Consider the following 15,544-nt stretch of genomic DNA (forward strand, 5'->3'; position numbering starts at 1 on the left):
AAGTACCCAATAAAGCCTGCAAGGTAGTAAGCGGTAACATTAAGTTAATATACAGGGAGGAGCAGTACAATCAGGCTGTAAGCATAAGGAGTAACCTGTGTGCGTAAATGTGTAAGGGCAAGGCTCACCTGCTTCTTCACAGTGAGTACGGAAATACCCAGCTCGTCCGCGATCTGCTGGTAGCTTTTATCTTCATCCCGGCTCATGAGGAATATCTTCTTCCGCATGGGCGGCAGGGATTGAATAATGGTGTTGATGTATTGTTCGATCTCCTGGAAATAGAGCTGCTGCAATGGGTCTGACAGATCAACGGGCACTTTGGGCAGACTGCTGATGTCCGTATGCAGAATCTGCCGGCGCAGGGATTTGAGGGCCTTGTTGCGGCATACGGTGATGAGCCAGCCAGAGATATCATTGCCTTCCATATCAGCCCGGTGCTCCCAGAGGCTGATAAATACATCCTGTACTACTTCTTCCGCGTCCTGCCGGGTGATGCATATTTTCGCCGCATAAGCGGTAAGGCGGGCATCGTAAGCTATGAATATTTCCCGGAACGCCTTTTCTGATCCATTTCGGAACGCATCAATAACAGAGGCTGGTACAACAAGATGTTGATGGGCGGTACACATATGAAGGCTGATTCGGCACAAATATAGCCGCAGCATATTACCAAAGTGTTAAGGACGACATTATACTATTAAGCGTTCAATATTTCCAGATCATAATAATGTATAAACAACTCTCACAAAAAAAATTCTATTTATAGAACTATTACTACAAACAAATCCTACAACAACTTTTACTTTCGCTCCGTCCATATTCTATAACATCCATAACCTATTAACCGTGTTCAATCCTATGTAAAAAGATACATTCCCGGAAACATATTGCAAGAAACACTTGCCATACTTCTCTGTAAGGTGGCCATCACTTTTATTGTCCCTTCATATCCGACATAAATGAAAAAACTAATTCTACTCAGCATTCTTCTGTTATTTGTATCCCGTTTGTATGCGGCCGACTACTATTGGGTTGGCGGCACCGGCAACTGGTCTGAAACCACACACTGGGCTTCCGTTTCAGGCGGTACGCCTAATAAGTCCATTGTGCCCGGCGCCAACGACGATGTGTATTTTGATGGAAACAGCGGCCTGGCCGCCGGCATGACTGTAACCCTGCCTACCGGCGCTCATGCTTACTGCCGTAATATGTCCTGGGCGGGCGTTACCACTGCCGCCATATTCAGGAATAATGTTACCACCTTCCAGCTGCAGGTAAGCGGCAACGTGGAACTTTCATCCACCGTGCGGTACGCCATGTCATCCCTCAACTTTGTCGGCACTTCTAACGCTACCTACAAAACAAACGGAGCGGTAAGGCTCGGTGTCGGATATTATAATCCTATTACAATTAATAAAGGTACCGGTTCGCTCACCATACTGGATGGGATAAACGAAAACACAGCGGTATCGAACATTGTATTGTACACAGGGCTTTTGAACATGTCCGGCCAGACGCATACGATCGGCAGTCTTTCGGCAGGTGGTGCAACCGTCAGGAGCGTCAACATCAGTAATGCTAACATTACGTGCCTCACTGCCTGGGATACCAGGGGCTCAAACCTAACGCTTACGGCTACAGCCTCCACTATCACGGCGGATATGTTCTACTCTACGGGCCTTACGTTCGATAAAGTATTTGCGAACAGGGACAACCCTGATATGGATATCAACAACAATACCTTCAACGAGCTTACGCTTGCCAGCCTGGTGTCCCAGATAGGGACCCAGCGGATAGGTGCGAACAATATAATAGGCCGCCTGGAATTCAAGAGTGGCGGTCGTATAGCAGGCGCGGGCAATGTGATCGGCCAGCTGATACTGGCGCCGGGGAAAGGTTACATTTTCCATGGTAATAATACGATCAATACTTCTATGCTGGCAAATACCGCAGACTGTGATGCGCTGGGTGAACTGAGGGGTGCGGACGCGAATGCCAGACTTACCTTTGGAGCTGGTGCCACAGCCGATATACGGAATGTTCTGATCACCAGCCTCACCGCTGCGGGTAGCATTGCGCCGATCACAGTGGTTGGGGTAGATGGTGGCAGTAATACCGGTTTCAATATAACACCCCGGACAGGAGGCAATACCACCCTATTCTGGGTAGGCGGTGCCGGCGATTGGGACGACAGGGCCCACTGGAGCACATCCAGCGGCGGAACTGGTGGAGCTTGCGTACCATTTTCCACAGATAATGTGGTGTTTGATGCCAATAGCGGCTTTACTAATGCAAGCAAAACTGTTTCTGTTACCAATACTGCCAGATGTCACGACATGACCTGGACGAACGTAACCAATGCACCCATTTTAAATATAGGTGGCTATACGATGGAGATCTGGGGTTCTCTGGAACTGGACCCCACAATGACCTTTACCGGAACAAATACACCAACTATCAGAGGCATTTATCTGCTGAAAGGCACTGAAGCATCCACGTTCACATCCAAAGGATGCAACCTGGGGGCCCCATTGATCAATGTGGATAAAACAGGGCCAATCGGCGGGCTTACTATCACAGATAACCTGACGTTCCCTGCCTGTAGCTTAAGGGTAGCCAACGGTAAACTCCTGATGCCCGGACGTACAGTAAACATAGCTGAGATCCGAAGCCAAACCAATACTGTACGTACCATAGACTTCAGTAATACCACCATCACGGTGAATGACTGGTTGATGGATTCAAGGAACGCCACTTCCGTGAACAATGGAGCCGGCTCGTTTATCACTGCGAAGGTATGGTTTAGTGTGAACGGCTTTACCTATCCGAAAGTATATTCCGATGCCACACTGAACTCAGTTAACATCACCGGCACCACCATCGGCGAACTGGTATTTACTAATACCAGCCCTACCACTGCCGTCATTGCCCTGAACGGCAACGGAGGTAATACTATCGGCACAATGGATGTCCGTTGCGGCAGGGTGGTATTTCAGGGTACTAATACTATCAATAATCTGTTATTGGCTCCCTCAAGAACTTATTACTTCAAGGGCACACAGACCATCACCGGCCTCTTCCGCTTCAACAGCCCTGATTGTAATGGTCTGGGGGAATTGAGGGATTTAGATGGTACTCCTGCAATACTCAGCTTCGGCGCTTCTTCTACACGGGATTTTAATAATGTTTATCTGTTGAACATAACCGCAACCGGCAGCGGCGTTCCTATCTCAGTATCGGGCGCCGATGCAGGTGGTAATACCGGTTTCAATATAACCCCTTCCGCTGCCGGTCCACGCTATTGGGTAGGTGGCTCAGGCGACTGGAATGAATCCTTACACTGGAGTAATACCCCTAATGGCACAGGCGGCGCCTGCGTACCAACTGTGGCTAACGATGTGTATTTCGACGCCAGCAGTTTTACCAGTGGTAGCAGCACAGTCTCCATTTCCAACGGAAATGCTTATTGCCGGAATATGGATTGGACCGGCGCCACATTTGCACCGGTTTTCAACAAAGCCAGCAACTCCCTCACATTGGAAGTATGGGGCAACCTTACCCTGAACAATACAGTAGCTATCAATGCACAACTATATTTCGTAGGAACAACTAACAGCACCTTTACTTCCAATGGTAACACATCGGGCAACCTGGATATGTTCCTGGGTAAATCAACAGGGTATTCACTCCGCTTCACGGATAATTTCTCCAACCCGCAAACCAGGATAGATATCAGGAATGGCGGATTAGATTTAAGTGATCGTACTATAGCATTGGATGCGATAAGTGATGGTAACCAGAATGGCTTTACTACCATAAACATCACCAATGCCACCCTGAATATAGCCGCCTGGGAATACCAGGGGGCCAACAAGTCATTACAGTCTGCCGGATCAATCATAAACACCGCAGGCTACTTCGCAGCAGACGACGCTGCTTATAACATAGTGAATACAGGGCTCACCAACTCAAACTATGTGAGAGTCGCTTCAATATCCGCGAAAGAATTTATTTTCACTAACCCGGCTACTACCTCAGGCGCTTATATTCTGGGCGGTAATACCATTGGCAAGCTGGAGTTCAAAGGTAAGGGCTACATCGGCGGAACAGGCAACACTATCGATACGTTGATCTTTTCTCCCGGTAAGGTATACAACTTCCTGGCCGGTTCCAATACTACCATTACAAAAGAATGGTTCGGTAGCGGTACCCCTTGTAACCTGACAGAGATCTCCAGCCTCACCGCTGCTCCCTTTACGGTTACCAAAGCAGGCGGCCAGGTTCTTTTTGACTATGTGAGGCTGCGTAACATTACAGCAGCAGGCATTACACCGTTCAAAGCACTGGAACACAGCGAAAATCTCGGCGGCAATACCAACTGGGATATTGCACCATATAACGGCTCCACACCTATTCTTGGTCTTGGACCGGATTTCACACTTTGCGCGAATGAGTTCCCCCATACACTCAATACAGATGGCTTCTTCGCTTCACCGCTTGCAACCATTACATGGGGTGACGGCAGCACAGGGAAAACACTTGTAGTCAACGGGCCCGGCACCTACAGCGTAACAGTTAGTTACCCTGATGGATGTACCCGCCCGGACAACATCGTTATCACCCGCAGCACGGTAACCGTTGATCCGGTAACCGGAACTGCAGCCGTTTGCGTAGGTAATACCACTACCCTTTCTTCCACCACACCCGGAGGTGTTTGGTCTACCAGCGATGCAGCCATTGCTACCGTGAGCGCCACAGGTGTGGTGAGCGGCGTTACAGCAGGCTCAGCTAATATTATCTATACCGTTACCAACGGCGATGGTTGCAGCAACAGCCAGCAACTTGCCGTAACAGTAAATGCAATTCCAGTGGTACCTGCCATTACAGGTACATTGAACTTATTCCAGGGAGCTACCACTACCCTTTCGAATACTACACCTGCCGGCGTTTGGTCCAGCAGTAACACAGCTGTAGCTACTGTAGATGGCGGCGGTGTTGTAACCGGTGTAGCTGGTGGAACTGCTGACATTACTTATACGGTTACCAATGCAAGTGGATGTGTAGCATCCCAAACAGTTACCGTAACAGTAGATGCCTTCCCTCCGGCAAAACGAGTACTGAGTATTACGAAAACAGCGGATGCATCGGAACCGGTAACGGATGGCGGATTTTCAATCAACCTGCCTGCCGGTGTACTGGCCGTGGAAAATATCAATATCACTTACACCGTTAGCGGCACAGCTACTGCTCCTGGTGATTATGCAACATTAAGCGGCACGGCAGTGATCGCCGCAGGCCAGAATGGCGTACCCCTCCCCGTTAGCATTGTAAACGATGCACAGATCGAAAGCCTGGAAACGGTTATCGTCACCTTGTCTGCCGGTAATTCCACCAATTACACTTATACCATAGATGGTGTAGCAGGCAATGCTACCGCGCAGATCACAGATGATGATGATGTGCCCGCTAACCGCTTCCTGAGTGTAACATCACAACTCAATGCAGATGAACCTACCAATACAGGTACTTTCACGATCGCATTACCCTCAGGTGTATTGGCGCCGGAAAATATTACGGTGACCTATGTAATGAGTGGCTCAGCTGCCAGTGGCACTGAATATCAAACACTGCCTGGAACGATCATTATTCCCGCAGGTCAAAACAGTGTAGTGATCAATGTGAATGCATTAGACGATCAGATCATAGAACAAACCAAAGACATTATATTAACGATCTCAGGGGGTACAACTGCTACTGCCGGCAACTTCTCTGCAAGTGCCACAAACGGCGCCGCTACCCTTCTGCAGGCGGATAACGATTATACAACGGCCACAAGGCTCCTTTCCGTAACCAGCAATGGTAACACGGCAGAAGCCGGTACCAATAGCAGCTTTACGATCAGCCTGCCCGCAGGTTATACCAGCTCCCTGCCTATCACTGTTACCTGCACGCTAACAGGTACGGCCACAAACGGCGCTGACTATAACGGGCCTTCTACTACCATCATCCTGCCTGCCGGTCAAACCAGCGTACCAGTTCCTTTAAGCGTTGTAGATGACGGTTTGATAGAACTAACGGAAACAGTGATCCTCACCATCACCAATGGTGTGGCCACTCAGGGTGCCAGTACGGTATTTACACTGTCTCCAGACGCGGTAAATGGCAGTGCTACGATCAATATTGCGGACAACGATAATACAGCCGGCAACAAAACAATAGCGGTAACAGCAACGAATGCTGCAGAACCATCCACATCCGGTTCCTTCACTTTCAGTTTACCGCCGGGTGTGTTTGCATCAGAAAATACGACGGTGAACTACACCGTGTCTGGTACTGCTACGCCGGTGACGGATTACACCACATTATCAGGATCGGTTGTTATTCCTGCTGGTCAACACAGTGTGCAGATTGCATTGAATGTAAGAGACGAACAGGAGATAGAAAACACCGAAACGGTGATCGTAACTGTTACAGGTGGTACCTCCACAAATTTCACTTATACACCTTCTGCCACCAACCCCGCAACGGCTAATATTGCGGACAATGACGCTACTGCTAACAGCACTGTTGTATTGCTTACAAAAGTTTCCGATGCTATTGAAGGCGATGCGGACGGACAATACAGGATCTCATTCCCTCCTGGTGTTACCAGTTCGGAAGATGTAACGGTTAACTTTACGCCATCGGGTACTGCTACAAGCGTTGCTGATTATAGTATAACCGGGTTTGGAACCCTTAGCATCACGATCCCGGCCGGGGTCAATGCCGTATTCGTTAATGTGGATGCTTTAGCTGACGCGACAGTGGAAGGACCTGAAACAGTGATCCTGACGCTTAACAGCGCTACATCGGCATCACATACGTTTACAATAGATCCGGCCGGAAATGGTGCGGTGGTAAATATCGTTGACATCAATGCCACCTCGCTGCCTCCCATGCAAGTGGACTACGCTGGGGCTACAACTGCAACCGAGGGATTATCCAACGCTACATTCACTGTAAAACTGGACGGCGTTAGTACCTCTTCATGGCCTGTGACCGTAGCCTACAAGGTCACCGGCACAGCTACATCCGGTCTGGATTACCAAAGCTTTGGAACGGTTACCATACCACCTGGTCAGAACAGCGTACTTGTAACGCTCAATGTTATCAACGACGAGATCATTGAACCAACAGAAACGATGATCTTCACGATCCTTTCCGGTAGCTCCTACAACGGAGTTACTGCCTACCTCTTCCCGGCAGATCCGGCGAACGACCAAATCACCCTAAACATTGACGATAACGATGCCGCTGCCCGGATATTGAGAGTGGTAAAAACAGCTGATGCAGCCGAACCGGGCACACGCGGTAGTTATACCATAAGCCTGCCAACAGGTTACACTGCAAGTGCTAACATGACGCTCCATTACACCATGAGCGCCGGCAGCGCTACCCGTAATACGGATTATTCCATATCAATGATCACACTTCTTGCATACCAGAACAGCGTGATCATTCCGCTCAATGTGATCAACGACCAGATCATGGAGGGTACAGAAACAGCCACCCTCACGCTGGATGCGCCCAATGCTGGTACAGATGGTAACACTTTCACCTATACCCGCGATCCGGCTTCATTTACAGCCGATCTGGATATCACAGATGATGACAACACGGCGGCAAACAAAACGCTGAGTGCAGTAGCCGGCACGCCTGCAACAGAGGGCGGGGCAAACAGCAACTTCACCATCAAACTGCCAAATGGTGTTACTGCTGGCACTGATATCACCGTTAACTATACCATCAGCGGAACCGCGGTAAATGGTACAGATTATACAAATCTGACCGGAACGGCCACTATTCTTGCTGGTCAGAACGATGTGCTGGTACCCGTAATAGTAACAAACGACCTGGCAATTGAACAGACAGAAACAGTGGTGCTCACCATTACCGGTGGTACAGCAGGTGCTGAAAACTACACACCTGAAACCGGCAATGAAAGCGCTTCCGTGAATATTGTTGATAATGATGATATCGCAGCCAATAAGACACTGAGGATCGTGAGAACAGCGCATGCTGCAGAACCGCTTACCAACGGTGGTTTCCGCATTGAGTTGGAGGCAGGTGCCGGCATTACATCATCGGAAGATATCACCGTGAACTATACGATCGCTACCGGTGCAACTACTGCTACTAACGGAACAGATTACACTACCTTAAGCGGCAGTATAGTGCTGCCCGCAGGGAGCAACAGCGTACTGCTGCCTGTACTGGTGAAGGACGATCAGCTTATAGAATCCCTGACGGAAACAGTGACACTGACGATTACAGGCGGTACTTCTGCCAGCTATACTTTCACTCCTTCTGCCATTGCAGCTTCCCGTACCACAAGCCTGAATATCACGGATGATGACAATAACGCTGCAAACAAGGTGCTGACCCTTACAAAAACTGCTGACGCAGCAGAACCAGGCACGAACGGCAACTACCGCATCAGCCTGCCTCCAAACGTTTATTGTCAGGTTAATATCATCGCGAATTACTTCATTAATGCCAGCAGTACGGCGATAGCAAATACGGACTATACTAACCTGGCCAGTATTGTTATTCCGGCAGGCAGTAACTATGTGGATATACCGGTAAAAGTGATCGATGATAATAGAATTGAGCAAACTGAAACGATTATACTGGCTCTTTCAGGCACATCCACAGCCGGTCTTGTTGGTGGTCCTGCCTGGTCATTACCCTCCGGGCCTGTTACGATGAATATCCTGGATGATGATAATACACCTGCTAACCGTCATGTGAACTTGACCATGGGCTATGAAGGTACCGAGGGCGGTGCCGGACAACTTGGTCGCATAAGGTTCAATTTCAGTTTACCACTGGGAATTGCGCCTTCAGAAACCATCACAATTAATTACACCTTAAGTGGTACTGCCGCATTGAGCGCGGACTTTAACGGCTACCCAACGGCAGCGCAATTTAGTGGAACGGCTCAACTTTCCTCAACAGGTACAGGAGGCACGTCCAGCGTAGGTGCTGTGGTAGATGATAATATCATAGAAGGCACAGAAGACGTGGTAGTTACGATCAACAGCGTCACTTCTCCCAACTTCACTTATACCTTTGGTCCTGCTGCTACTGCCCGGATATTTGATAATGATAATGCTCCGGCCAACCTTGAGCTTTCTGTTACCAAAACCGCTGATGCAGTTGAATCCGGCGCTGTTGGTAAATTCACCATCAGCCTGCCCGGCACAACAACAACATCCACAGAGGCTATCACGGTGAATTATACAATAGCCGGTACCGCTACCAATGGTACTGACTATACTAACTTAACCGGTACGGTAGTGATCCCTGCCAATACCCATAGTGTAGATGTAGATGTAACCGCAGCCGCCGATCAGATCCTGGAAGGTCTTGAAACAGTGACCCTGACAATAACAGGCGGTCAATCTACCAGCTTCACCTTCACACCAGCCGCAGCAAACAGCGCAACAGTGGATATCACAGATGCAGACAACACACCTGCAAACCTGACCCTCAGCATCAGCAAAGTAAGCGATGCTGCAGAGCGCTCCACGCCTGGCTTTGTGAAATTCTCACTGCCCGCAAATATTGTTGCTGCACAGGATATCACAGTGAACTATACCGTGGCCGGCACAGCAACACCAGATGCAGATTACGCTGCACTCTCCGGTACTGCCATCATCAAAGCTGGCGATGACGGTGTAACAATACCTGTTCCCGTAATAGACGATCAGATAATAGAACCACTGGAAACAGTGATCATCACCCTCACCGGTGGTAACGGCGCAGGTCTTGTATATACAGGCGCCGGCGATGTAACCGTGAACATTGCTGATGATGACAACACACCAGACAACCTGGTGCTGAAAGTGATCAAAGACGCAGATGCAACAGAGCAAGGCACACCTGGTAATTTCATCGTTTCATTGCCTGATGGCGTAACATCCACAGAAGATATCACGGTGAACTATATCATAAGTGGTACCGCCACCACTACTGATGACTATAATGATCTCATCGGATCTGTTGTTATCACTGCCGGAACCAGCTCTGCAAACGTACCTGTTACCGCTGTCAACGACCTCGTGATCGAAGGCACTGAAACCGTTATACTGGAAGTTACAGGTGGTTCCCAAACCGGCGGCGTAACCTTCGTTCCCGGCCCGGATAAAACAGCTTCCCTGGATATAATAGACGATGATCAGGACCCGGTTAACATGGTACTGAATATCGCTCAGGACTTAGACGGTGCAGAACCAGGTACTAATGGCAGATTTATTATCAGCCTGCCTTTCGGCGTAACTTCTTCAGAAGATATCACTGTGAGTTATACCGTGAACGGTACTGCTACACCAGGTTCCGATTATACTGCCCTCACCGGCACTATCATCATTCCTGCAAATAATAACAGTATACAATTACCAGTAGCTGTACAGAACGACGATATCATAGAACCAACAGAAACAGTAATAGCAACCCTTGCAGGTGGTAGCAGTACAAACCTCACATTCACCGGCACAACCAGCGCAACGGTTAACATCACAGACGATGAAAGCACCATACCCGCCAACCTCGAACTGACTGTTACCAAAGGCAGCGATGCAACAGAAGGCGGTACAGATGGCAGCTTTGTGATCAGCCTCGCGGGAACTGTACGTGCTGCAAATGATATCACCGTGAACTACACCATCGGCGGTACAGCTACACAAGGTTCAGATTACACTGTCCTCAGTGGTACTGCGGTGATCCGTGCAGGTGATGCCAGTGTAACCGTTCCTGTTACCGCACAGGATGATGATATACTGGAAGTATCAGAAACCGTTATACTCACGCTCAACGGTGGCACCGGCGCCGGCATCACGTATACCGGTACAGGCAATGCCACGGTGAATATTACAGATAATGAGAACACACCGGCTAACCTGGTACTGAATGTAGCAGCTAATGGCGATGTATCAGAAGCAGCTGCAGGCGCAGGTTTTATCATCAGCCTGCCGAACAACATCAAAACGGCCACTGATCTTACTGTTAACTATACGATAGCAGGTACCGCCATCAATGGTACAGACTACGCCTTACTGAACGGTACTGCAGTAATACTTGCAGGTAATAACAGTGTTGCCATTCAGATATCCGGTATCGATGATCAGATAATAGAAGGTAATGAAACCATTGAGCTGACCATCACCAATGGCTCCGCTACAGGCATCGTTCTCACACCGGGTGCCAATAGCACAGCTTCAATAGATCTGATAGATGACGATAATAACCTGGATATTGTGGTAAGCGCAACACCATCTGTCACTGAACCATCCACTGCTGGTAAATTCACCATCAGCCTGGCCGGTGGCAAGGCACCAGCCAAAGATGTTACCGTAACCTATACGATCACAGGTACCGCCACTTCAGGCACAGATTACACCGCACTCAGCAGCAGCGCAGTGATCCCTGCTGGCAGCACCAGTGTAGATGTTGACTTAACTGTACTGGAAGATGAACTGATAGAGCCAACAGAAACCGTGATCATGACCATCAACGGCGGCTCCTCTACTGGTCTCACTTATACAGTTGGCGCTCAGAATACCGCTACTATAAATATTACAGACAATGACGCCACTGGTAACCTGGTACTGGAAGTAACGGCCAGCCAACCCAATGCTACAGAGCCAGCTACGCACGGTGAATTCACCATCAGCATAGCAAATGGCAAACGCACGGCTGAACCGCTTACTATTCAATACACCATAAGCGGAACGGCTGTTGCCGGCACAGACTATCAGGCCATTAACACCATTACCATACCAGCCGGAGAAAACAGTATAACTGTTCCGGTACAGGTAACAGATGACATGTTGATAGAAGATCCGGAAACAGTGATATTGAACATCTCAGGCGGTCAGTCCACCAGCTTCAATTACACAGCAGGTGCGGCCAATCAGGCAACAGTAACCATCACCAGTGAGGATATTCCTGCGGGAGACCTCACCATCACCAAAGAACTGGTTGCACCTGCAGCAGGCCCTTACCGCCTCGGACAGGAGATCACTTACAGGATCACTGTAAGCAATATCGGAAACGGCCTCGCCAGCGGTGTTGTGGTAACCGATACACTGGCCATGCAACTGGGTCTGCCTTCAGGCACTACTCCGGAAAGAGGCACGGTGAATATAACTGCCAACAGGCTCGTGATCTGGACCATTGGTGATGTAACACCAGGCGCAACCGTTCAACTGGAAATACGCTGCAGGATCACCGAAGGTGGTGAACTCGTTGTTGGTTCTGAAGTAGGCTCTGGCTCACTCGATCCGGACATGACGAATAACAAGGCCTTCCTGAGATTACAGATCGAAGGTCAGGACCTGAACTTTCCCAATGTATTCACCCCTAACGGTGATGGTAAGAACGAGAAGTTTGTTATCGGCGGTATTGAAAAATACCCGGGCGCAAAACTGCAGGTGTTCAACCGCTGGGGTGGCCAGGTATACCGGTCCAACGACTACCGTAACGACTGGAACGGTTCTGGTCTGAATGAAGGCACTTATTTCTATATCCTGGAAGTGAATAAACCGGATGGTATTAAATCTTATAAAGGATGGGTATTAATCGTGCGGTAATGATAACAAAATGCTCTGCTGATCTTAAAAATAAAAAGATGCAAACAATACTCAAGGCAGCGATAACGGCTTTGCTCCTCATTCCGGGAGCCTGCGCAGTAGCGCAGCAGAACATACAGTTCAGTCAGTATGTTTTCAACGGGCTCAGTGTTAACCCTGCTTATGCGGGTTACAAGGAAGACCTCTACCTGAATGCAACATACCGTCATCAATGGGCAGGTTTCCCCGGTGCACCACGCACCGGGAGCATATCCCTGGATGGTGTAACACCCGCCAGCGAAGGCAGGGTTGGCCTGGGCGGACAGGTATTGTTCGATAAACTCGGACCGCAGGAATCACTGGCATTTTACGGTTCCTATTCCTACCGTATTCCACTTGATGCGGAAAACACACGCCGCATCTGCTTTGGTATCGGTGCGGGTGTAACCCAGTATTCCATTGATGGTTCCGCATTACAGTACATGGATAATGATGACCAGGCAATACCTACGGGTAAAACCAGCACCTGGGTACCCGATGCACGTTTCGGCATCTATTATTATACTTCGAAATTCTATGCAGGCGTTGCTGTAATGGACCTGTTCTCCCTTTATTCAGACGCATCGCGATATAACTGGAAAGGGAATAACTACTCCACCATCCGCAAAACGCAGCACATGTATCTTACCGCAGGCACTGTGTTTCAACTTGGTGAAGGTCTTCAGCTGAAGCCCTCCTTCCTGCTGAAAGAGGATTTCAAAGGGCCTACTAACCTGGATCTGAATGCCTTTCTGTTGATCGGTGAAAAGCTGTGGATAGGCGGTTCCTACCGCACTAACGTGAACATCTGGAAAAAGACCGGATTACAACGTGACCTGGAGGAACAGAACGCAGCCAGTGCCATGGTGGAGTTCTATGCCACACCTCAATTGCGCATCGGTTATTCCTATGATCTGAACGTTAACAGAATGGCTGGTTATCAGGGTGGTTCACATGAAATGTCCATCGGCTATCTGATCCCTTCCAAAAAATTCACGTTACAGAATCCACGGTATTTTTAAACCTATTACTTACGAAGTATGATACGACGTAGTTTAACCTTTATCATGATCATCGCGCTGACTGGCAGCATGTATGCACAGGAGCAGAAAAGTGTGCTTCAACTGGCGGAAGAGGCATATGCGCGGGAAGAATATGCAGTGGCCGGAGCGCTTTATCAGCGGCAGGCCCGCAGCAAAACACCTGTAGCATTACTGATGAAGATGGCACATAGCTACCAGGAGATCGGCCGCTTTGAAGAAGCAGCCGGCTTTTACCAGCAGATCATCGCTCGGCCGGACCATCCTGCTGCTGCTTATTTTGCCTGCGGGGAAACACTGCGGCAGCTGGAACAATACGATTCCGCAAGGCAGCAATATGCATTATTCTCCACCAGTAATGCAGACAGTATGAAGCTGAAGGAAATAGCGCTACGCGGTTGCGATAGTGCGGCTGTCTGGATGAAAACACCTGTTTCCCTGCAATTAAAACCGCTTAAAGCGCTGAACACATCCGGGTCTGACATAGTGAGCAGTTTTACTAATAACAGATTGCTCCTGCTATCCAACGGTTACCGCAGGCTTTTGCTGAATGGTAACAGGGAGGCACTCCCTCAAACAGACAAACGTACTGAGCAGCCTTATTACAAAGCCTACGTTTACCAGCAATACGCACAAGGCAATGGCACCATGTACCTGGAAGAACTGTTGCCGGCACTATTTGATGAATATGATTATCATATCGGGCCTGTTTACATGAACAAAGCGGAAGATACCCTCTACGCCACGATCAACATCCAGGGGAAAAACATTCCTTATACCGGCAAAGGCGCAGTGAACGGTATCCGCCAGCTTCAGATCTACCAAGCCGTTAAAACAGACGGCAAATGGAGCAAGCTGGCATTGATGCCTGGCATTAATGCGGTGGGATATTCTTCCAGCCATGCTGTGCTAAATGCACGCGGGAACATCTTGTATTTCGTGTCCAACCGCTCCGGTGGCCTCGGAGAAACGGACATCTGGTATTGTGAAAAACAGGCGGACGGCAGTTGGGGCACGCCCATGAACTGTGGTGAAAAGATCAACACGATCGCGGCAGAAACATTCCCGACGATAAATGAGGACGGCGTTCTTTACTTTTCCAGCAAAGGTTACGCAGGTCTCGGCGGATATGATATCTACCGTGTAAAAGGAGAAAAGAACAGCTGGGAAACACCAGAGAACTTGAAAGCACCTTTCAACTCCGGTGCGGATGACATCAGTTTCGTACTGAAAAATAACGGGCAGGAAGGTTACCTGGCCTCCAACAAACAGGGAGGTATGGGCAGTGATGATATCTATTACTTTACTGATACAGATCTTTTCAACAGGCTGAACGGTATAAATACACCGGGTGTGATCGATCATAGTACTGCGAACAATACGCCCGGAGGTGAAACGGTCAATACTAGGCCAGGTCAACAACGGCAGCTTACCACAGAAGAGGAAACCGATAAAAGAAACCTGGAAGATCTGAAACTCCTGTATAATTATAACAGCGCCGGTCTGTTGGCGGAATCACAGCAAGTACTCGATAAAGTAGCGGAAACAATGATGCGCCATCCCAATTGGAAACTCGTTGTACTGTCTTTTGCGGATAACCGGGGTACAGATCAGTACAATACCGATCTCTCTGCCTTGCGCTGTTTTTCTGTTATTGAATACCTTGCCAAAAAAGGCATCGATCCCAAACGGCTCTATTATGCGAACAAAGGAGAAAGCGAACCCGTCAATAGATGTAAGGATGGCGTTCCGTGTGATGAAGAGGAATACCAGCAAAACAGGCGCTCGAAACTGGAAGTGATCTTGTAAAATTGATATAAAATAGAAAAGGATACACTAAATAGTGTATCCTTT

4 protein-coding genes are annotated in these 15,544 nt (G+C 48.8%); 3 read left to right on the forward strand and 1 reads right to left on the reverse strand.

From position 1 onward, the window contains the following. Window positions 1–44: 44 nt before the first annotated feature. Window positions 45–629: an RNA polymerase sigma-70 factor gene (locus GFS24_RS05705; protein ID WP_173002977.1), complete on the reverse strand. Its 585-nt coding sequence runs from the start codon at window positions 627–629 to the stop codon at window positions 45–47. Between the two features lie 330 nt (window positions 630–959). Between GFS24_RS05705 and GFS24_RS05710 the strand changes: the two genes are divergently transcribed. From GFS24_RS05710 to GFS24_RS05720, 3 genes are read left to right on the forward strand one after another with little or no spacing between them, the layout of a single operon-like run. Next, window positions 960–12,632 carry a Calx-beta domain-containing protein gene (locus GFS24_RS05710; protein WP_153658617.1) on the forward strand — a complete coding sequence of 3,891 codons (11,673 nt, stop codon included), beginning with the start codon at window positions 960–962 and terminating at the stop codon, window positions 12,630–12,632. Between the two features lie 38 nt (window positions 12,633–12,670). Then, window positions 12,671–13,672, forward strand: coding sequence for a type IX secretion system membrane protein PorP/SprF (locus tag GFS24_RS05715; RefSeq protein WP_173002978.1), 1,002 nt, complete (start codon window positions 12,671–12,673; stop codon window positions 13,670–13,672). An 18-nt stretch (window positions 13,673–13,690) separates the two neighbouring features. Beyond that, window positions 13,691–15,499, forward strand: coding sequence for an OmpA family protein (locus tag GFS24_RS05720; RefSeq protein WP_153658619.1), 1,809 nt, complete (start codon window positions 13,691–13,693; stop codon window positions 15,497–15,499). The last annotated feature ends 45 nt before the right edge of the window (window positions 15,500–15,544 follow it).

The sequence above is a fragment of the Chitinophaga sp. SYP-B3965 genome, assembly GCF_009647655.1.
In the GTDB taxonomy this organism is placed as follows: Bacteria; Bacteroidota; Bacteroidia; order Chitinophagales; family Chitinophagaceae; genus Chitinophaga.

Bases quoted from the DNA above. Each gene is read 5' to 3' on its own strand.
- GFS24_RS05720 (WP_153658619.1), top strand. From the start codon at position 13,691: ATGATACGACGTAGTTTAACCTTTATCATGATCATCGCGCTGACTGGC.
- GFS24_RS05715 (WP_173002978.1), top strand. From the start codon at position 12,671: ATGCAAACAATACTCAAGGCAGCGATAACGGCTTTGCTCCTCATTCCG.
- GFS24_RS05705 (WP_173002977.1), bottom strand. From the start codon at position 629: ATGTGTACCGCCCATCAACATCTTGTTGTACCAGCCTCTGTTATTGAT.
- GFS24_RS05710 (WP_153658617.1), top strand. From the start codon at position 960: ATGAAAAAACTAATTCTACTCAGCATTCTTCTGTTATTTGTATCCCGT.